The sequence below is a fragment of the Pseudomonas sp. DNDY-54 genome (assembly GCF_019880365.1).
Classification (GTDB): domain Bacteria; phylum Pseudomonadota; class Gammaproteobacteria; order Pseudomonadales; family Pseudomonadaceae; genus Stutzerimonas; species Stutzerimonas stutzeri_P.
Genome location: NZ_CP082271.1, coordinates 1213735 through 1233096 on the forward strand (window position 1 = coordinate 1213735; position 19362 = coordinate 1233096).

20 protein-coding genes and 1 pseudogene are annotated in these 19362 nt (G+C 60.0%); 7 read left to right on the top strand and 14 right to left on the bottom strand.

What is annotated here, in order from left to right:
- Window positions 1-16 precede the first annotated feature (16 nt).
- Window positions 17-1477, bottom strand: a complete 1461-nt coding sequence (gene mltF / locus K4O48_RS05675) for a membrane-bound lytic murein transglycosylase MltF (protein ID WP_222911100.1) — start codon at window positions 1475-1477, stop codon at window positions 17-19.
- Window positions 1478-1743: 266 nt separating this feature from the next.
- Between mltF and K4O48_RS05680 the strand changes: the two genes are divergently transcribed.
- Window positions 1744-2043 (top strand): GIY-YIG nuclease family protein, encoded by a 300-nt coding sequence (locus K4O48_RS05680; protein ID WP_222911101.1) that lies wholly within the window; start codon window positions 1744-1746, stop codon window positions 2041-2043.
- Between the two features lie 67 nt (window positions 2044-2110).
- The gene (locus K4O48_RS05685) at window positions 2111-3049 is read left to right on the top strand and encodes a glutathione S-transferase family protein (protein WP_222911102.1); all 939 of its coding nucleotides are present in this window, start codon (window positions 2111-2113) and stop codon (window positions 3047-3049) included.
- Window positions 3050-3104: 55 nt separating this feature from the next.
- On the opposite strand, the gene K4O48_RS05690 is transcribed toward K4O48_RS05685, so the two are convergent.
- The 3 genes from K4O48_RS05690 to metG all read right to left on the bottom strand — a co-directional run bounded on the left by K4O48_RS05690 (window position 3105) and on the right by metG (window position 6310).
- Entirely contained in the window at window positions 3105-3902 is a 798-nt protein-coding gene (locus K4O48_RS05690) for an undecaprenyl-diphosphate phosphatase (RefSeq protein ID WP_222911103.1), read from the bottom strand.
- Window positions 3903-3978: 76 nt separating this feature from the next.
- A complete protein-coding gene (locus K4O48_RS05695; RefSeq protein ID WP_222911104.1) occupies window positions 3979-4173 on the bottom strand; it encodes a cysteine-rich CWC family protein in 195 nt (64 codons plus the stop codon).
- Between the two features lie 94 nt (window positions 4174-4267).
- Window positions 4268-6310 (bottom strand): methionine--tRNA ligase, encoded by a 2043-nt coding sequence (gene metG, locus K4O48_RS05700; RefSeq protein ID WP_222911105.1) that lies wholly within the window; start codon window positions 6308-6310, stop codon window positions 4268-4270.
- A gap of 194 nt (window positions 6311-6504) precedes the next feature.
- On the opposite strand from metG, the gene apbC reads away from it, so the two are divergent.
- The gene (apbC, locus tag K4O48_RS05705; protein ID WP_222911106.1) at window positions 6505-7599 is read left to right on the top strand and encodes an iron-sulfur cluster carrier protein ApbC; all 1095 of its coding nucleotides are present in this window, start codon (window positions 6505-6507) and stop codon (window positions 7597-7599) included.
- 291 nt (window positions 7600-7890) lie between these two features.
- Here apbC and K4O48_RS05710 read toward each other — a convergent pair whose 3' ends face one another.
- Complete coding sequence (locus tag K4O48_RS05710; RefSeq protein ID WP_003282211.1) at window positions 7891-8100, bottom strand: cold-shock protein; 210 nt, start codon at window positions 8098-8100, stop codon at window positions 7891-7893.
- A 320-nt stretch (window positions 8101-8420) separates the two neighbouring features.
- On the opposite strand from K4O48_RS05710, the gene dcd reads away from it, so the two are divergent.
- Window positions 8421-8987: a dCTP deaminase gene (gene dcd / locus K4O48_RS05715; protein WP_045161043.1), complete on the top strand. Its 567-nt coding sequence runs from the start codon at window positions 8421-8423 to the stop codon at window positions 8985-8987.
- Between the two features lie 101 nt (window positions 8988-9088).
- Here the strand turns inward: dcd and K4O48_RS05720 are convergent, their stop codons facing one another.
- The 3 genes from K4O48_RS05720 to K4O48_RS05730 form a co-directional block, all read right to left on the bottom strand.
- Window positions 9089-9772 (bottom strand): SDR family oxidoreductase, encoded by a 684-nt coding sequence (locus K4O48_RS05720; protein WP_222911107.1) that lies wholly within the window; start codon window positions 9770-9772, stop codon window positions 9089-9091.
- 175 nt (window positions 9773-9947) lie between these two features.
- A complete protein-coding gene (locus K4O48_RS05725) occupies window positions 9948-10529 on the bottom strand; it encodes a superoxide dismutase (protein ID WP_222911108.1) in 582 nt (193 codons plus the stop codon).
- A 362-nt stretch (window positions 10530-10891) separates the two neighbouring features.
- A complete protein-coding gene (locus tag K4O48_RS05730) occupies window positions 10892-11494 on the bottom strand; it encodes a LysE/ArgO family amino acid transporter (RefSeq protein WP_222911109.1) in 603 nt (200 codons plus the stop codon).
- 98 nt (window positions 11495-11592) lie between these two features.
- Here K4O48_RS05730 and K4O48_RS05735 point away from each other — a divergent pair, with 98 nt between their 5' ends.
- Entirely contained in the window at window positions 11593-12480 is an 888-nt protein-coding gene (locus K4O48_RS05735) for a LysR family transcriptional regulator ArgP (protein WP_222911110.1), read from the top strand.
- 4 nt (window positions 12481-12484) lie between these two features.
- Here K4O48_RS05735 and K4O48_RS05740 read toward each other — a convergent pair whose 3' ends face one another.
- Window positions 12485-12760, bottom strand: a complete 276-nt coding sequence (locus K4O48_RS05740; RefSeq protein WP_222911111.1) for a hypothetical protein — start codon at window positions 12758-12760, stop codon at window positions 12485-12487.
- 369 nt (window positions 12761-13129) lie between these two features.
- On the opposite strand from K4O48_RS05740, the gene K4O48_RS05745 reads away from it, so the two are divergent.
- Entirely contained in the window at window positions 13130-14032 is a 903-nt protein-coding gene (locus tag K4O48_RS05745) for an ATPase (protein ID WP_222911112.1), read from the top strand.
- Between the two features lie 441 nt (window positions 14033-14473).
- Window positions 14474-15652, top strand: coding sequence for a GGDEF domain-containing protein (locus K4O48_RS05750; protein ID WP_222911113.1), 1179 nt, complete (start codon window positions 14474-14476; stop codon window positions 15650-15652).
- Between the two features lie 107 nt (window positions 15653-15759).
- On the opposite strand, the gene pncB is transcribed toward K4O48_RS05750, so the two are convergent.
- From pncB to hmpA, 5 genes and pseudogenes are all read right to left on the bottom strand, one after another.
- Entirely contained in the window at window positions 15760-16962 is a 1203-nt protein-coding gene (gene pncB / locus K4O48_RS05755) for a nicotinate phosphoribosyltransferase (protein ID WP_222911114.1), read from the bottom strand.
- 30 nt (window positions 16963-16992) lie between these two features.
- Window positions 16993-17172 carry a hypothetical protein gene (locus K4O48_RS05760; protein ID WP_222911115.1) on the bottom strand — a complete coding sequence of 60 codons (180 nt, stop codon included), beginning with the start codon at window positions 17170-17172 and terminating at the stop codon, window positions 16993-16995.
- A gap of 193 nt (window positions 17173-17365) precedes the next feature.
- Window positions 17366-17524 (bottom strand): annotated as a pseudogene (locus K4O48_RS05765) (general stress protein); the annotation flags it as partial.
- A gap of 231 nt (window positions 17525-17755) precedes the next feature.
- The gene (locus K4O48_RS05770; RefSeq protein WP_222911116.1) at window positions 17756-17989 is read right to left on the bottom strand and encodes a hypothetical protein; all 234 of its coding nucleotides are present in this window, start codon (window positions 17987-17989) and stop codon (window positions 17756-17758) included.
- 61 nt (window positions 17990-18050) lie between these two features.
- Window positions 18051-19229, bottom strand: a complete 1179-nt coding sequence (gene hmpA / locus K4O48_RS05775) for an NO-inducible flavohemoprotein (RefSeq protein WP_222911117.1) — start codon at window positions 19227-19229, stop codon at window positions 18051-18053.
- Window positions 19230-19362: the final 133 nt, after the last annotated feature.

The window sequence follows — 19362 nt, forward strand, 5'->3', positions numbered from 1 at the left end:
CCTTCGCAAAGATGAGTCAGAGCGGCGGCAGGATCTCGCCGAGGTCGGTGTTGTTGATGCCGGGGATATGAATCTCGTTTTGCACCAACTGCTGACCTTCCATCTGCGGTTGGGTTACCCAGGTCAGGATGTCGTAATAGCGGCGGATGTTGGCGACGAAGTGCACCGGCTCGCCGCCGCGCGCGTAACCGTAGCGCGTCTTGGTGTACCACTGCTTTTGGGATAGGCGTGGCAGCATCTGTTTCACGTCCAGCCACTTGTTTGGGTCCAGCCCTTCGCCTTCGGCCAGTTTGCGCGCATCTTCCAAATGGCCCCCGCCAACGTTGTAGGCGGCCAGGGCAAACCAGGTCCGATCCGGCTCCTTGATACTGTCAGGCAGATTGGCGTGAACTCGGGCAATGTACTTGCCGCCGCCCTGAATGCTCTGGACCGGGTCAAGGCGGTTGGTCACGCCCATGGCTTTAGCGGTATTGAGGGTCAGCATCATCAGGCCGCGCACGCCGGTTTTCGAGGTGGCCTCAGGTTGCCAATGCGATTCCTGGTAGCCGATCGCCGCCAGTAACCGCCAGTCAACGCCGTGTGCCTTGGCCGTTTCCCGGAAGACCTTTTCATAGCGCGGCAGGCGCTGCTGCAGGTGTTTGGCAAAGGCGTACGCACCAACGTAGCCGAGCACGTCGACGTGGCCGTAATAGCGCTCGCGTAATCGTTGCAGCGTGCCGTTCTCCCGGGCCAAATCGAGAAACTGATTCGCGGCTTCGAGCACGCTGTCGTCTTCGTCCTTACCGATGATCCACGACAGGCTGTTTTGCTCGCCCAAATCGAATGCCACCCGGGCATTGGTGAAATACACCTGGTTGAGTGCCAGTTCGTTGGACTCCACCAGCGTCAGATCAACCTGGCCTTCATCAACCATGCGTAGCAGGTCGACCACCTCGACGGCGTCGGATTCCTCAAAACGCAGATCCGGCAGCTCGGCCTGCAACGACCGAAGCTTTTCCGCCTGGCTGCTGCCTTTGAGGACGAGGATGCGCTTGCCGACCATGTCTTCGGGCTGAGTCGGTCGACGTTGCCCCCGGCGATAAACCACTTGCGTGGTGACGTCCAAGTAGGGCTGGGTGAAGCGCACAATGTTCTTGCGTCCTTCGCTGGCAACCAGGCCAGCCGCGGCCAGGGTCGGACCGCCCGGGCGGTTCAAACGGGTAAAGATGTCTTCGATGCTGTCCGCGGTTTCGATCTGCAGCTTGACGCCGAGATGACTGGCGAAGCGTTTGACCAGCTCGTACTCGAAGCCGGCTTCGCCGTTGCGGTCTTGGAAATAGGTAGATGGGCTGTTACGGGTGATCACGCGCAGTACGCCTTCCTCCTGTATACGCTCAAGCGCGCTGGGCGGTTCAGCGCAGCTGCTAAGCATCAGGAGGAGTCCGGTCGCCAGCAACCAGGAGGTGCAGCGCTTGCGGAACGCGGTTTGGGCAAACATCGGCGCAGTATACGCAAAGGCGAACCGCCACCATATCTCGACAGGATCGACGGACTTTGCTAAGCGAAGCGGCCACGACGACCGTTCCGGGGCCGCTCTGAACCGTTTGGTCATCCTCGTCGGGCTCATGTATGTCGAGACGTTGCAGAGCCGGTCGTGTGCAGCAGCTTGCCGCGATCGCCTCGGACCGGGAGAATTCGCCCGCCATGGTTGGGCTGTCCGCCATGGGCTGATTGTTCTGTTTTTCCTCGTGGGATTTCCTTCGAATGACCGTCCCCTCTGCAAAGCCCTGGTTCGTTTACCTGGTGCGGGCCGCCAACGGCGCGCTGTACTGCGGGATAAGCGACGACGCTCAGCGGCGCTTTGCCGCGCATCAGAACGGTAAAGGGGCGCGCTTTTTCCATTCGAGTCCAGCGGTGGCGTTGGTCTACGTCGAAGCTTGTGAGAGCAAGGGCGATGCATTACGGCGTGAGCGAGCGATCAAGCGATTGAAGAAGCCGGCCAAGGAGCTGCTCGTTGCTACGTCCGCTGGCTGCGGCCCGGTGAATAGTCAGGCAATCAGCTGAACGGGTAGGCTGCCTCATCGCGCGCGAGTAAGCTGCTGGTCCCCCTAAACGTACGGCGGAGCCTGCAATGCACGAGATCATTCTGCACCACTATCCCACTTCTCCCTTCGCCGAAAAGGCGCGTCTGATGCTGGGTTTCAAGCAGCTGTCCTGGCGTTCTGTGGCCATTCCGCCGGTCATGCCCAAGCCAGATCTCACTGCGCTGACCGGTGGATATCGGCGCACGCCGGTGTTGCAGATCGGTGCCGATGTGTACTGCGATACTGCGCTGATGGCCCGACGCCTCGAGGCCGAGAAAAGCACACCGGCGTTGTTTCCGGAGGGCCAGGAATTCGTCGCTGCGACGTTGGCGCAGTGGGCGGATTCAGTGCTGTTTCTGCATGCGGTGAGCCTGGTCTTCCAGCCCGAGTCCATGGCGGCTCGGTTCGCTCAAGTGCCCAAGGAATTCGTGCAAGTGTTCAGCAAGGATCGCGCGGCGTTGTTTAGCGGCGGATCCGTGGCTCGCATCCCACTGGAGCAGGCCAAGAGCCAATGGCCGGTGCTGATGGCGCGGCTGCAGCAGCAACTGGCACGTGAGGAGGGCGAGTTTCTGTTAGGCGGCGCGCCCTGCGTGGCCGACTTTGCGGTCGCCCATTGCCTGTGGTTCCTCAAGGGCACACCGGTCACCGCACCGCTGGTCGACGATTATCCAGAAATCGCTGCCTGGCTGGGCAAGGTACTGGGTGTCGGCCATGGCGCTTACAGCGAGCTGTCGGCTGCAGACGCGCTGGCTGCCTCGCGCGCGACCACGCCGGCCGCGTTACCGGACGAAGCGTTCTTCGACCCCAACGGTTTTCAGGCTGGCCAGCGGGTCACCATTTCGGCGGTGGACTACGGCACGGACCCAGTGGAAGGCGAACTCGTGTTTGCGGGCGTTGAAGAGCTTATCGTGCGTCGAGAAGACGATCGCGCCGGCCTGGTCCACGTGCATTTCCCACGCATCGGCTATCGCATCGACGCGCTTTGATGCATAAGCCCTCGCGGCTCGGCCCATCGCCGAGCCGCGAGTAGCTCGGGCACGTTTACAGCGCGATGAACAGCAAGGCGACGCCCAGCAGTAGTCGATAGATCACGAATGGCAGCATGCCCAAGGCGTCCAGCGCCTTGAGGAAGAGCTTGATGCAGAGGAATGCAGCGATGAATGAAAGCGCTGCACCGAGGAAGATGTCATTCCACTGCGCTGCTTCCCCTGACTGGGCGAGTTCGACAGCCTTAAGCCCGCCGGCGGCGAGAATCAACGGAATCGACAGCAGAAACGAGAACCGCGCGGCGGATTGACGGGTAAAGCCAAGCAGCAGAGCCGCGGTCATGGTGATGCCCGAGCGGGATGTGCCCGGGATCAATGCCAGCGCCTGCGCAACGCCAATAATCAGTGCGCTCTTCCAGGTCATCTGCTCCATTTCGGCAACACGCCTGCCCTTGATATCGGCATACCACAGCAGCAACCCGAAAATAATCGTGGTGGCGGCAATGAACAGCATTGAGCGTGTGTACTGCTCGATGTAGTCCTCCAGTAGCAATCCGATAATCGCTGCCGGTAGCGTGCCGATGATAATCGCCCAGCCCAGGCGACTTTCTGCGCTGACTTGTTGGCGAAATACATGCGCCAGCCAGCCACGGGTGGTGGCAATCACTTCATGTCGAAAGCAGATGAGCACGGCGAACAAGGTGCCGACGTGCACGGCTACGTCAAACGCCTGGCCTTGGTCCGGCCAGCCGAGGACCTGGGACGGGAGAATAAGGTGGGCAGAGGAGGAAATCGGGAGAAATTCGGTGATGCCCTGAAGAAGGGACAAAACAATCAGGTGAAGCCAATCCATTGTGAATCCTTACCAGAACGGGACATGCGCGTTTGCCGCTTCAATCAAGCTGCCATGTGACTGACAAAACGAGGTTTCATTCCCCGCGAGCGCAACGCGCGCAAATACAGGCTTTGCCTTGCGCCTCATCTGGTATTCGCCGTTGGACGTCTGGGACTATGACAACGCTAAAGCACCAGCAGGGCTGAGCAGCGGTTGTTGAGTCGCAGTGACCGCAGGCGTTGGGTTGACCGCAGAGAGGGCACTTGCTTGGATCAGGCGTATCGGTCATGGCCGTCTCCGCGGTTGTGCAGATCGCTGCGGTGCGAGAGATGCACCAAGCGGTATGCCGCCTTACCGGACGGCCCGGCGGCTATACCCATACGTTACTTCACGCGCTGACCGGGCTTTGCACCGCTGTCAGGGCTCAGCAGGTAGATCTCTTCACCGCCAGGGCCGGCGGCCAGCACCATACCTTCGGAGACGCCGAACTTCATCTTGCGCGCGGCGAGGTTGGCGACGTATAGGGTCAGGCGACCTTCCAGCTTGCTTGGATCCGGGTAGGCGCTCTTGATGCCGGAGAACACGTTGCGCTTGGCATCGCCGATGTCGAGGGTCAGGCGCAGCAGCTTGTCGGCGCCTTCCACGAACTCGCACTTCTCGATCAGCGCGATGCGCAGGTCCACGGCGGCAAAGGCGTCGAACGCGATTTCGGCCGCGATGGGCTCCTTGGTCAGCTCTCCATTGCCGCTCGGCTGGGCGGCGGTTTCAGTGGAGGCGAGGTCTTCCTTGGAAGATTCGATCATGGCTTCGATTTTGGCAGGCTCGATACGGGTCAATAGCGGGGTGAAAGCTTTCAGCTGATGGTTGGTCAGCAGCGTTTTCAGGTCGGTCCAGCCCAGCGGCTCGACGTTCAGGAAACGCTCGGCATCGGCGGCCAGGTTCGGCAGCACTGGCTTGAGGAAGATCACCAGTTGGCGGAACAGGTTGATGCCGGTGGCGCAGATGGCCTGGACTTCATCCTGCATGCCGTCCTGCTTGTTCAGTGCCCAGGGCGCCTTGTCGGCGATCCAGGCATTGGCGCGGTCGGCCAACGCCATGATCTCGCGCATGGCGCGGGCGAAATCGCGGTTCTCGTAAGCATCGGCAATGGACGGAGCGGCGGCCTGGAAGGCGTCGGTCAGTTCCGGGGCGGCGTTGCGGTCGACCATCATGCCGCCGTTGCCTTTGTGGATGAACCCGGCGCAACGGCTGGCGATGTTGACGACCTTGCCGACGAGGTCGGAATTGACCTTCTGCACGAAGTCTTCGAGGTTCAGGTCCAGGTCGTCCACGCCGCGGCCGAGCTTGGCGGCGTAGTAGTAGCGCAGGTATTCGGGGTTCAGGTGTTCAAGGTAAGTGCGCGCCTTGATAAAGGTGCCGCGCGACTTGGACATCTTCTGCCCATTGACCGTCAGGTAGCCATGCACTGCAACAGCGGTGGGCTTGCGCAGGCCGGCGCCTTCGAGCATGGCGGGCCAGAACAGGGTGTGGAAGTTGATGATGTCCTTGCCGATGAAGTGATAGAGCTCGGTGGTGGAGTCCTTCTTCCAGAACGCATCGAAATCCAGTTCTGGGCGACGCGCACAGAGGTTCTTGAAGCTGGCCATGTAGCCGATCGGCGCGTCCAGCCAGACGTAGAAGTACTTGCCGGGCTCATCGGGGATCTCGAAGCCGAAGTAGGGCGCATCGCGGGAGATGTCCCACTCGTGCAGGCCGCCATCGAGCCATTCGGCGATCTTGTTGGCGACTGAGTCCTGCAGGCTGCCGCTGCGGGTCCATTCTTTCAGCATCGCCTCGAAGTCGGGCAGCTTGAAGAAGAAGTGCTTGGAGTCGCGCAGCACTGGCGTGGCGCCGGAGATGGCCGAGCGTGGGTTCTTCAGTTCGGTGGGCTCGTAGGTGGCGCCACACTTTTCGCAGTTGTCGCCGTACTGGTCTTCGGCGGCGCACTTCGGGCAGGTGCCCTTGATGAAGCGGTCGGCGAGGAACATGCCTTTCTCGGGATCGAAGTACTGGGTCACCGAGCGCGTAGCGATGTGGCCGGCGTCGCGCAGGCGGGTGTAGATCATCTCCGACAGCTCGCGGTTTTCTTCCGAGTGGGTCGAGTGGAAGTTGTCGAAGTTGACCAGGAAGTCCGCGAAGTCGGCGCTGTGCTCGGCCTGCACATTGGCGATCAGTTGCTCGGGCGTGATGCCTTCCTTTTCGGCACGCAGCATGATGGCCGAGCCATGTGCGTCATCGGCACATACATAAATGCACTGGTTGCCGCGCAGCTTCTGAAAGCGCACCCACATGTCCGTCTGGATGTACTCGAGCATATGGCCAAGGTGAATCGAACCGTTGGCGTAGGGCAGGGCACTAGTAACGAGGATCTGACGGGCTTCGGACATGGGGGAAATCTGCAGTCGGGGTTGCGAAGTGAGCTGGTCACTATAAAGGTGCGACGTTTTTTTTTCACCCGCACTGGCGCGGCTGATGCCGGTCAGATGCCAAGTGCCGCGCCATGTTGACGCGGTAGATGAGCCCATACGGCACCACGGGGTAAGATGCCCGTCTGTTTTACTAGGTTTTCTTGGGAGTAGTCATGACCGTCACACGCGAAGCTGTGGAAGCCGTACTGCGTCAGTACACCGACCCTAACCTGAACCAGGATCCGGTTACCGCCGGTTGCGTGCGTTCCATCGAGATTCAGGGCGACCGCGTCAGCGTGCAGATCGAGCTGGGCTACGCCGCCGGGCTGTTTCGCAGCGGCTGGGCGCAGATGTTGGCGATGGCCATCGAGCAGCTTGAAGGCGTGACCCGAGCGGACGTGCAGGTCGATTGCGTGATCCGCTCGCACAAGGCGCAGGATCAGCTCGAGTCGATGGTCAATGTGAAGAACATCATCGCGGTCGCCTCCGGCAAAGGCGGGGTGGGGAAATCCACTACGGCGGCCAATCTGGCGCTGGCGTTGGCCCGTGAAGGCGCACGGGTTGGGGTGCTGGACGCGGATATCTACGGGCCGAGCCAGGGCATCATGTTCGGCATTCCTGAGGGCACCCGCCCGGAAATCCGTGACAACAAAGCGTTTATCCCGCTGGAAGCCCACGGCGTGCAGATCATGTCGATGGCCTTCCTGGCCGACGACAAGACGCCGATGGTCTGGCGTGGCCCGATGGTTTCCGGCGCGCTGTTGCAGCTGATCACGCAGACGGCCTGGAATGATCTGGACTACCTGATCGTGGACATGCCGCCGGGCACCGGTGATATCCAGCTGACCCTGGCGCAGAAGGTGCCGGTAGTGGGGGCGGTCATCGTCACCACGCCTCAGGATCTGGCGCTGCTGGATGCGAAAAAGGGCGTGGAGATGTTCCGCAAGGTGAACATCCCGGTGCTGGGTGTGGTGGAGAACATGGCCATCCACATCTGCTCGAACTGCGGGCACGCGGAGCATCTGTTCGGCGAAGGCGGTGGCGAGAAGCTGGCGGCGCAGTACAACGTCGAGCTGCTGGCATCGTTGCCGCTGTCGATGGCGATCCGCAGTCAGGCCGATGCCGGTAGACCAACCACCATTGCCGACCCGGAAAGCCAGATCGCGATGATTTACCAGCAGATGGCTCGCAGCGTGGGGGCGCGGATCGCGATGAGCGGGCAAATAATCGCGCAGTCGATGCCGAACATCGTCGTAACCGACGACTGATCGTCGCAGGCGCGCTTGAGCGCCGCCTGCGACGAAGACGTGTCGGGCGCATTGGTTTCGTCCTGCGGAGTTGCTAGAGCGCAATCCGCATAACCCTGTAGAAGCGAGCTTGCTCGGGAAGGGGCCGTAAAAGCATTCGCGAGCAAGCTCGCTCCTACGGGGCATGCATGCCTTTCGGCTCAGCGTCGGTCTGAACCGCCCAGTCTCTCGGTCCTGCCGAATCCGCGACAAACCTCAGGCATAAAAAAAGCCCCGCCGAGGCGGAGCTTCTTTCAGCAGAGAAGCTTCAGGTTAGATAACCTGAACTTCCTCAGCTTGCATGCCCTTCTGGCCGCGAGTAGCGACGAAGGAAACTTGCTGGCCTTCTTTCAGGCTCTTGAAACCGTCGCCCTGGATGGCGCGGAAGTGTACGAAGAGGTCGTCACCGGATTGCGGAGTGATGAAGCCGAAGCCTTTCTCATCGTTGAACCACTTAACGGTACCGGTTTGGCGATTGGACATTTGAAATGTCTCCTTGAACAAGGTGTAGAGATAATTTGAACGGGCAAATACCCCGAACGGTGACTGTGTGCAAGGAGTTAGGAGTCGTAGCAATGATCGGATCGAAATCTAAACATGTAGCGATTCACGGTGACACATGCAGCAGCAGCCAATGAAAGATACTCCATTTCTGTCGCAATGCGAGCATTATTTTCAGTTTCCAGCCGAAGCGTCAGAGATGCGACGCATGGACCCGGCTCGTGGGCTTTGAACCGGCTCTGTGTGCTCGGTAAGATGCACGCCTTTCTTCATCCATTAACAGCCCAATCAGGACGCCCGCCATGAGCATCAAATCGGACAAGTGGATTCGCCGGATGGCGCAGGAGCACGGGATGATCGAGCCCTACGTCGAGCGCCAGATGCGCGGCGAGGGTAGCGAGCGTCTGATCTCCTACGGCGTCTCAAGCTACGGCTATGACGTACGCTGCGCCGACGAATTCAAGATTTTCACCAACATCAACTCGGCAATCGTCGACCCGAAGAACTTCGATGAGAAGAGCTTCGTCGACATCAAGAGTGACGTCTGCATCATCCCCCCGAACTCGTTCGCCCTGGCGCGCACCGTCGAATACTTTCGGATCCCGCGTAACGTGCTGACCATCTGCCTCGGGAAAAGCACTTATGCCCGCTGCGGCATCATCGTCAACGTGACGCCGCTGGAGCCAGAGTGGGAAGGGCATGTGACGCTGGAGTTCTCCAACACCACGACGCTGCCAGCGAAGATCTACGCCAACGAGGGCGTGGCGCAGATGCTGTTCCTGGAGTCGGATGAAGAGTGTGAGACGTCCTACCGCGATCGCGGTGGCAAGTATCAGGGGCAGCGTGGCGTGACGTTGCCGAAGGCGTAAGCCGTTCGAATCATGGATTGACTCGCTTACAGGTACGGGTGGTGGCTGATGCTGCCACCCGTATCGTTGTTTTCAGGCCTGTGGTTTGACAACGACAGGTTTCACCAGGGGAGTGCTTCACCCTGGTAGTCGACAAAGCGATGGCCGCCCTGGCCTGCAGCGCGCTTGACCTGCTCGATCATGCCACGGCAGCTGGTTTCGATATCCAGTGGCGCTTCCGCTCCACCCATATCCGTTTTGACCCATCCGGGGTGCATCGAGAGCACGGTCAGGCCGCTGGCTTCTTCGAGGCCGGCAACGAATGTACGCGTTAGGTGATTGAGCGCCGCTTTGCTCGCACCGTAGAGCGGCATGCCCATGCCGGGTCCTGACTCAACGCTTCCCATGATTGAACTCATAAAAGTGATGACGCCGGTTTGCGGCTTGACCAAGGAGAGCATGCGTTTGGCCAATCGAACCGGCGCGACCGCATTGGTCATGAATAGATGGCTGACATCGTCGTGCGTCGCCGTCCGCGCGGAGAGCTCTCGTGAACCGGAGATGCCAGCGTTTATATAAAGCATATCCAGCGAGGTACCGGACAGGCGCTGGGCCAGCGCGTCGACGGCCGCGGCATCCTCAATATCCAGCGCCTCGATACGGACATTCGAGAGAGACTTCAGCTCATCGGCACGCTGGGGGTCACGGACGGTTGCGATCACTTGCCATCCGTCGTGGGTGAACTGCTTGGCCAAACCAAGGCCAAGGCCGCGCGACGCGCCGATGATCAGAACAGTGTTAGACATATAGGAACCCCTAGAATGGCTGGCCAGCAAGCATAGCTGATCGCAATCCCTGGGTGGCCGGGCAGGCGTTAGGCCGGCGTTCTATGCTGCAGAAACGAAAATGCCCGCATCGTTGAATGCGGGCATTTTCTTATTGCTTCACGGGCTGGCAGCGCCGTCCCATGATGACTAGGCGTTAGCCAGCGAAGTTCTTCGCAACGAAATCCCAGTTAACGACGTTCCAGAACGCTTCGACAAACTTCGGACGCGCATTGCGATAGTCGATGTAGTAAGCGTGTTCCCAGACGTCGCAGGTCAGCAATGGCTTGTCGCCAGCGGTCATTGGGTTGCCTGCACCGATAGTGCTGGCCAAACCGACGCTGCCGTCGGACTTCTTCACCAGCCAGGCCCAGCCGGAGCCGAAGGTGCCAATGGCGGTCTTGGTGAACTCTTCCTTGAACTTGTCAAAGGAGCCGAAGGCGGCGTTGATGGCATCTGCCAGGGCGCCAGTCGGCTGGCCACCGGCGTTCGGCGCCATGCAGTTCCAGAAGAACGTGTGGTTCCAGACCTGAGCGGCATTGTTGAAGATGCCACCGGACGAGGTCTTGATGATGGTTTCCAGATCCTTGCCTTCGAACTCGGTCCCAGGGATCAGGTTGTTCAGGTTGGTCACGTAGGCTTGATGATGCTTGCCATGGTGATACTCGAAAGTCTCTGCGGAAATGTGCGGCTCGAGGGCGGTCTTTTCAAACGGAAGCGGCGGCAATTCGAAAGCCATGGTGTATCTCCTGCTCAGGTGTCGAGAATAGATGCGGCTCGGAAGGAGGCAGTCTGCGCTGTTGGCCAGCGCCTCGCGGAACGGAGAAAAACTACTGCACTGATGTTCGTCCGTTTACGCCTGTCGTTCCCTTCGCTCGCTACATGCGTGCGCATTCTTGGCCGTTCACGGGCGGCCGTTATGGCGGGCTGAAGCGTTCCGCTCCATGCCCGCGAACCAAGGATCATAGCACCCAGCCTGCGGCAAAACCACGCGGCAACTGTGTGGAAAAGCCGAGTCCAGAGCCTCGTAACCGAGGCTCGCGCAGGGCTTGGTGATTATCGTGGCCCTCTGCGTGGACCACCGATTACAACGGGCGTTCATCAGTCGAGCAAAACCAGCTGTGCAGCAATGGCGAACATCATGACCGCCACGCCCAGATCAATCAGACGCCACGTCAGCGGCCGTGCAAGCGACGGCGCAAGCCATGCTCCACCCAGTGCAAGCGTCAGAAACCACAGGGTCGATGCGCTCGCCGCGCCCAGCGTGTACGCGCCAGGTTCAGGCTGCTGAGCGCCTAGCGAGCCGATCAGTAGCACCGTGTCGAGGTAGACGTGCGGGTTGAGCAGCGTGACTGCAAGCGCGGCTAAGAGAACGCTCTGCAGCGACCGGGGTGCTCGCTGGGTATCTTCCCGAAGCGCTTCGGGGCGCGCCGCGCGGCGCAGGGCGACGACACCATAGAACAACAGGAACAGCACCCCACCCCAGCGGGCAACTTGAAGTAGTAGGGGGCTGTCCGCCAGCACCGCGGCGAGGCCAAAAACCCCAACGCTCACGAGCAGAACGTCACACAGAATGCAGAGCGCCGCGACCGGCAGGTGGTGTTCGCGTCGCAGGCTTTGCGCCAGAACAAACGCGTTCTGCGCGCCAATCGCGATGATCAATCCGGCGGTGACCAACAGCCCGTTGAAATAGCTCTGCCACATGGAGGTTCTGCCTGTTTTCGTAGAAGGAACGCTCGCAGTCTGGGTGCTCCTGTCGTATAAGAAAAAGTAAATATAGTAATGATGCATAAGGAGAGCTGATGTTCGACTACAAGCTGCTCGCCGCGCTGGCTGCGGTCGTAGAGCAGGCTGGGTTCGATCGGGCCGCGCAGGCGTTGGGGCTGTCGCAATCAGCCGTCTCGCAACGCATCAAGCTGCTCGAGGCGCGATTAGGACAGCCGGTGCTGCTGCGAGCGACACCGCCTCAGCCGACCGAAGTTGGGCGGCGACTGCTTAACCACGTCCAGCAGGTGCGATTGCTGGAGCGCGATCTTCAGGCGCACGTTCCGGAACTCGACCAAGTCCGCCTGCCGGAACGGTTGCGCATTGCCCTTAACGCCGACAGCCTCTCGACCTGGTGGGCCGAAGCGGTAGCGCCATTTTGTACAGCGAATGGAGTGGTGCTCGACCATGTCCTGGAAGATCAAGACGTTGGGCTCAAGCGTATGCGAGCAGGGGAGGTGGCCGCCTGTGTGTGTTCTGTAGAGCGGCCGCTGGCAGGCGCGCGTAGCCAGTTCCTCGGCGCCATGCGATACCGTGCGCTGGCCAGCCCGGCCTATGTTGCCCGGCACCTTGGCGCTGCTCCGTCGGCCGAGGTGTTGTTGCGCGCACCGGCAATCGTGTTCGGTCCGGATGATCAGCTGCAACATCGCTATCTGGCCTCGTTAGGCCTGAGCGGTCCCTTCAGCCATCACTTGTGTCCGTCGTCGGAGGGGTTTGTCCGCTTGTTGCAGTGCGATCTCGGATGGGGCCTGGTGCCTGAACTTCAAGTTCGTGAGGAGCTGGCCAACGGCGTGCTGATCGATGTGTTCCAGGGGAAGCCGATCGACGTTCCGCTTTACTGGCATCACTGGCGCAACGGCGGGGATCTCCTCGCCGAGCTCACGCGACAGCTGTCGCGCTCGGTGAAACAGTGGCTGGTCAATTGAAGGTTCAGCTCAACACGCGCTGGCCGCGGTAGATGCGCACTGAAGGCGCAGGCTGACCTTCTGGTCGTACAGGTGCCGCCGTGACCAGAGAAGGCAGATCACTGTAAGTGGCCAGCTCCTTGCCGAGGTCGCGGGTCGCCTCGTCACCGGAGTTGAGGCACGCCGTCAGCATCGCAGGAATGGCGTCCGGTTGACTCAGCCTGATGTCCAGTTGCTGCTCATCACGCAGGCGACGCCGCAGGTGTTGCATGCAATCCAGTACGGCTTTATTGAATTCCATGTCGATGCTCCTCGTTCGGCTTGTCTTCGTTGCTGGAACCTTGGCCCGACATCCGTGTCGGAAAGCGCTATCCACTGGCACAACTGATGAAGCAACAGGCGTACCAGTTCCCGGTTTCGCAGCCCTTACACCCCGTGGAAGTCTCTCAGAATGCCGGCATTGCTGGCTTCTGGGGGGCTTGGGATCTCCGGTCGACAGTCGTGCTTATGCTTTCGAGCCGTGTGTTTACGCCGATTTGCACGATCGTGAACCGCCATGGCGTGAGACGCTTGATCGAGGTGCATTTTTGCCAATCGATGCCGCTGAAGTGGCTTTGTTGAATCGCTATACTGCGCGCTGCTTCTCGCCTCGCGCCACCAAAGGTATCCCATGCGCAACGATGCTCACGACGAACTGGATAACGTACCCAGCCTGACCGCCGGCCGCGACCGCGACCCCTATCCTGCGCCGGAGCTTGAGCCGATCAGCAAGCCGGTAAGCCGTGATCCAGACGAGGCCCGGCCGCGGCAGAAGCGCCGGGCAGTCAGCACCGTGCCGTTGTGGATCATGATTGTGGCGCTGTTCGGCTTGTTGCTGGCGCTGGGCTGGTGGGGCGATCAGCAGGTGTCCAGGCTGGAAGCGCAACTGGTTGCCACCCAGGAAAGCTTTGCGCGCATCAGCGAGGACGCCACCGGCCAGTTGCAGGACATCTCGGGAAAGATCGTGGCGACTGAGTCCAGTGTCACCACCGAAGGCGAAGCCTTGAAGCTGCGTATCAAACAGCTGGAAAAACAAGTGCTGGACCAGGCGGAGCAGCTCCGGGCCGTCAACACCGAGCAGCAAAGCCTGACCGGCAGGCAGGGCAATCAGGACAAGCGTCTCGACGAGCAGGGCATACGTATCGGGCGCATCTCGACCGAAGCGCGTGAGTATCAAACAACGGCCACGACGCTTGCGGAGTCGGTCAAAAACGTCGCCGACGAGCAGGCAACGCTCAAGTCGTCACTGGCTGGACTAGCCGGATCGGTAGATGAGCTGCGCAAATTGTCTGCCCGGATCGATGGGCTCAGCAAAGATATCGCTGCATTGAAGCAGCGAGGCGACGCCAGCCAGGCGGTCAGTCGTCTCGAGCAGGATGTTTTGATTCTGCGCAGCGAACTCGACAACCGACCCGCCGCCACACCAGGCGTCAATACCCTTGAATTTGACGCCTTCCGTGCGCAGATGACCCGCAACATAGGCACGCTGCAATCGCAGATCGCCAATTTGCAGGAGCAGATCAACCGTCGTTGAGGCTGCGCCAGGCCGCTCTGTACTGATCTCAAGGCACTTGGTTGGTCGCTGCGTGTGCGGCGTAGCTACCAACCGAGCGCAACAGATCCGCGTCACCAACCCACGAGCGCCGCGGTTTCCCGGCGCCCCCGCCTTATGGGTTGTCGCACTCGAACCCCAGGCAGCCAGCTACGCGGTAGCGCCTGCCAAGCTTTTCGCGCCCTGTCCATTTGCGACGACTTCACATATCGGCGAAGAATATTCGGTCGTCGCTTCGGATTGTTCCGTTGTGGCCGCTACCTGAATGGTCCGAGATCGCTGATGCGTGTTGACCATTGACCATTGACCGTTGACCCGGTTGACAGGCATACGGCGCCATTCGACAGCGTCTGGTGTTTGATGTCGCGGTGCTACTATGCGGCCGAGCTCCTAAGGCAACCCTTCTTTTCGGTTCTAACCAATATGCCGTCAGTGATTAATCAACTGTTGAGTCGTCTGGCACCCTCAGTGCCTGGAGGGCTCGGCAGCAGGGAAGTGAAGCATCTGGCCAGTCCGCAATGCCACCCGTTTGTCTTGAATCAACGCCGCGCGACGTTAATTCTCCATCGAGCCCGGCAGCTGGCTCTGATGCTCGTGGTTCTGATGGCACTGTCGAGCCTCATCGACCTCATCGCCTTCTCGTACCCCTTATGGATTGGTTTGGCGAGCTTCCGAATCGTGGCGTGTGCTGGACTCGCCTGCTTGCTGCTGTTCTGTCGGCCTGACGGCACGCTGTTCGATGGCTATCGAGCCTTAGCCGTTCTGTTCCTCGTACCTTCGGCGTTCCATGTCGCGTCGCAAATGCTGCTGGCCGCCTACCCGCACGCCGGCTTGTCCGCGGTACTGGCCGGGGGTTATGCATTGCTGCCCGTGGTACTCATCGCGGGCATTGCGCTTTTTCCCCTGACGCTGCTCGAGAGCATTCTCACGGCCTCGGTGGTATTAGGAGCCCACGTCCTTGCCGGTTACGTAGGGTGGGAGGCGATGAGCTGGCCCGTCTTTGCGGCGAGTTCCTCCGTGCTCTTGCTTGTCGCGGCAATCGCAGCGCTGGCCAGCTTGACTCAGCTTGTGTTCACCATGACGCTGGTGCGTCAGACCATTCGCGATCCGCTGACGGGTGTGTTCTCTCGCGGCAGCGGCGAAGAGATTCTGCAGCTTCAATGGAACATGGCACGCCGAAACGATACGGGCCTGGCGCTGGCGTTTATTGACCTGGACCAGTTCAGGGCGATCAACGGCACCTGGGGGCGCGAGGCGGGGGACCAAGTGCTGCGCGACTGCACGCGGAACATGCTGGCCAGTCTGCGAAGCTCGGATACTGTGCTGCGTTGGAGCGGAACGGCGTTCGTCGTGATCATGCCCGATACAGATATGGAACAGGCGAAGAGAGCGATGGAGCGTTTGGTTCAGCGCGGCTTGGCGCGGCGGCCTGATGGTGTGCCATTGACCGCAAGCATTGGCCTGGCAGAGCGCTGCTTCGACTTTGCCGAGAGCCACCTTGGGCTGCTGGACATTGGAAACGATCGCATGCGAACCGCGAAGACGCAGGGCCGCAATCGTCTTTGTTTCGGCGCCGAATCGGATGGTCAAAGCGCGCCCTGAGTGCCGCCGCGAGCGTATTTCAGACAGGCCATATCAGAGCAAGTACTTTGACGCTGAACCGTTGTTAGTGCTCATCGAAGCTGACCTAGCGGGCGAGTGATTCAAAGCTACTGACCGTTTACGCCGTAAACGTGCTTGAGATAGCTGACGAATGCTTCATCTCGGCACATGGTCTTGCCTGGAGAATCGGAAATCTTCGCCACGGGCTGGCCGTTGCAACTGGTCATCTTGATCACCATGTTGGTCGGCTCGACGCCTGGAATGTCGCACGTCAGCTGAGTCCCGATGCCATAGCTGGTATTGCTGCGCCCGGCCAGTGCTCGGTAGATGCCGAGCGCCTTGGGAAAGTCCAGCCCATCGGAGAACACCAGTTGCCGAGTCATCGGATCGATACCCAAGCGTTGATAATGACCAATTGCCTTTTCGGCCCATTCGACCGGGTCGCCTGAATCGTGGCGCAGCCCGTCGAACAGCTTGGCCAGATACAGATCGAAGTCCGCCATGAAGGCATCCATGGTGATGCAGTCAGTGATGGCGATGCCCAGCGCGCCGCGATATTCGCGCGCCCAACAATCGAGGGCTGCGCTCTGGCTGTCGATCAGACGCGGTCCGAGCTGCTGGTGCGCCATGATCCACTCATGCGCCATGGTACCCATGGGCTTGAGGTTCAACGTTCGGGCGAGATGGATATTGCTGGTACCGACGAAATTACCGGGGAAATCATGCTTCAGTCGCTGGACGACCATCGCTTGCACGGCGAAGGAAAAACGACGGCGGGTGCCAAAATCAGCCAGGTTGAACCCCTTCAGTTCGTCTTCAGTGGCTTCGCTACGCAGCCATTGGAGCTTTTCGTCGAGCCGAGCCTCGGCTTGCTCAAGCGTCACTTCGGGGTAGCGTGCGCGATTGCGCACTTCGCTGATGATTGCGAGTAGCGGCACCTCAAACAGGATGACGTGAAGCCAGGGGCCGCGCAGGTAAACAACCAGCTCGCCGGCTTCGAGCTCGACCCGAACATATCGCAGGTCAAAGCGGAACAGGCCAAGGAAACGAATGAAGTCCGGCTGCATGTAGTGAATGCCTTCCAGGAAGGCAAGCTCGGCCTGGCTGACTCGCAGATCAGCAAGCGCCTCGATCTGCCGGCGAATCTCGTCCAGATAAGGCGTCAGGTCTTCGCCCGAGCGGCTGCGAAATGCCCATTCGACTTCGGCGTTGGGGTAGTGATGCAGCACCGCCTGCATCATCGTCAGCTTGTAATAATCGGTGTCCAGCAGGCTTTGAATGATCCGGTCGGAAAATATGGCGACGCTCATTGACTGCTCCTGAAGCTCGGGGTGCGGGTATCAAGCTCCCCCGATACCTTCGATCACCTTACCGGTGCCGCCGCAGTTTTGGCACTCCCCATCCTCGCTGCGGCCGCTGCCGTTGCAAACCGGGCAGACGTTTTCACCCGTGCCGGGTGTTCCCGGTGGAGCGTCGTCACCGGGGTTGGTCACGGGGGTTACATTGTCGTTGTTATTCATTTTGATGGTTTCTCCTGTGGCATCGGTAATATCCGATTGTTATTGTTGAAGCCGTGTAGTGCAGGCGCGGCGGGAAACGACGCGTCGGTTTATCGCCACTGGGTTGTTTACAATTAAAACTCTCGATAGCCTTACCAGTAGTTAAATAAAAAAGGGCAAAGGTTTTGCCTTTGCCCTTTTCTGCCGATACACATCAGCTGTTGCTGTTACGTCCACCGCCGTGGCTGTTTTGACCGCCCTTGCGGCCTGCTTCAGAGGCCTTCTCACGGTCATTTGCGAAGTTGCCGCCGCTGTTGTGGCCGCCCTTCTTACCAGCTTCCGACGCCTTTTCCCGATCGTTGGCAAAATTGCCAGGGTTCTTGTTAGCCATGTCTTTTTCTCCTCAATGGATAGAGACGCAATAGGGCTGAACAGCAATATCAGCCTTATTGTTTGAGAGCTTGGTTGCGTCTCAGGAGTTTCCCTGAATAAACAAGCGGCAGACGAGTGGTTAAGAGGAGCAAGTTAGCGCTGGAAACTTCTTAATCAAAGCGAAACGGCAGAGTTAAAGAGTGTGGCGTTAATAAATGACGGGCGTCGCGGGTTACGCGGCCAAGGTCAATTGGCGCTGGGCCAGCAGGCGCATCACGTAGCCGATCTTGAGCGCAGTAGGGCCGAGGATCACCAGCGCGTGGCTGAGCACCACCGTGCCTAGAGTCAGGGCGTGGTCAAAGAAATAAGCGCCCGCGACGCCTAGGACTAGCAGTACCAGACCCATCGCCATTGAGAGGTTGGCAATGATGAGCAGGCGGTGCGGATCAAGCGGGTGCAGGGTCATTGTAGAGTCCTCGTGACGATGGTCTGAATGACGGGCCGGCGCCTTGCCGGCCCTTTGCATGTTATTCCAGCGCCGAAGCCGGGCCGAAAAACTCGTAACGGGCCTGTTGCTCTGGGACGCCCAGTGCGCGTAGCTGCCGGCGTATGGCGGCCATGAACGGTTTTGGGCCGAGGAAATAGGCGTCCAGGTTGCGGTCGGCAGGCAGCCAGGCATCCAGTCGCTCCTCGGTCATCAAGCCGATAGCGTCCGGTTCAAAACCCTCGCTGCGGTGTTCGTCATAGCAATAGAAGCGTTTGAGATGACTGTGCCGCTCCGCCAGCGCATCAATGGTTTGACGGAACGCATGGGCGTCGGCGTTGCGTGCGCAATGGATGAAGTGAATGGGCCGGTCGGTCGTGATGGCTTCTTCAAGCATCGCCATCGTCGGGGTAATGCCGACGCCGCCGCTGATCAATACCAACGGCTTTTCGCTAGGCTGCAGCGTGAAATCGCCGGCTGGCGCAAACAGCTCAAGGCGGGCGCCGGGTTTCATCCGGTGTAGCGCATTGGAGGCGACGCCGCCAGGCTCGCGCTTGACGCTGATGCGGTAGTCGCGACCATTGCTGGCGGCTGAGAGCGAATAGTTGCGGCGGACTTCCTGACCCTCTATCTGCAGACGCAGCCCGATGTATTGGCCGGGCTGATGGGCCACCACCGCACCGCCATCCTCCGGCTCCAGATAAAAGGACGTGATCTCGGCGCTCTCCGCGACCTTGCGCGCAATCCGGAACGCACGCGCACCGCGCCAACCGCCCGCTGCGTTGGCCGTGGCGCTGTACAGCTGCTCCTCGCTGTCGATGAGAATGTCAGCGAGCTGTCCGTAGGCCGCGGCCCAGGCGTCGATTACGTCGTCCGTGGCGATCTCCTCGCCGAGCACTTCGCGTATCGCGCGTAGCAGGCACGAGCCGATGATGGGGTAGTGCTCGGGCAGTACCTGAAGGGCTACGTGCTTGTTGATGACTTGCGATACCAACCCGCCGAGCTGATCCAGACGGTCAATGTGCTTGGCATACATCAAGACGCCATTCGCCAGCGCACGCGGTTGGTCGCCGCTGGCCTGGTGAGCCTGATTGAACAGCGGGCGCACCTCTGGGTGTTCAGCCAGCAGCAATTTGTAGAAATGGTGGGTAAGGGCTTCACCGCCGGTCTCCAGCAGCGGGACGGTGGCGGTAATCAAGGCACGGTGTTCAGCGCAAAGCATGGAAGGCTCCAGTGATTGAAGGGTCCCGTCTCTGGTGATGCGCGCATGAGCGAGCAATGTCGGACAGGTACGCTTTCCTTTCAATATCCGTTCCATGCTGGAATTGACCGTAATCAAGGGCATCGAGGCCGAC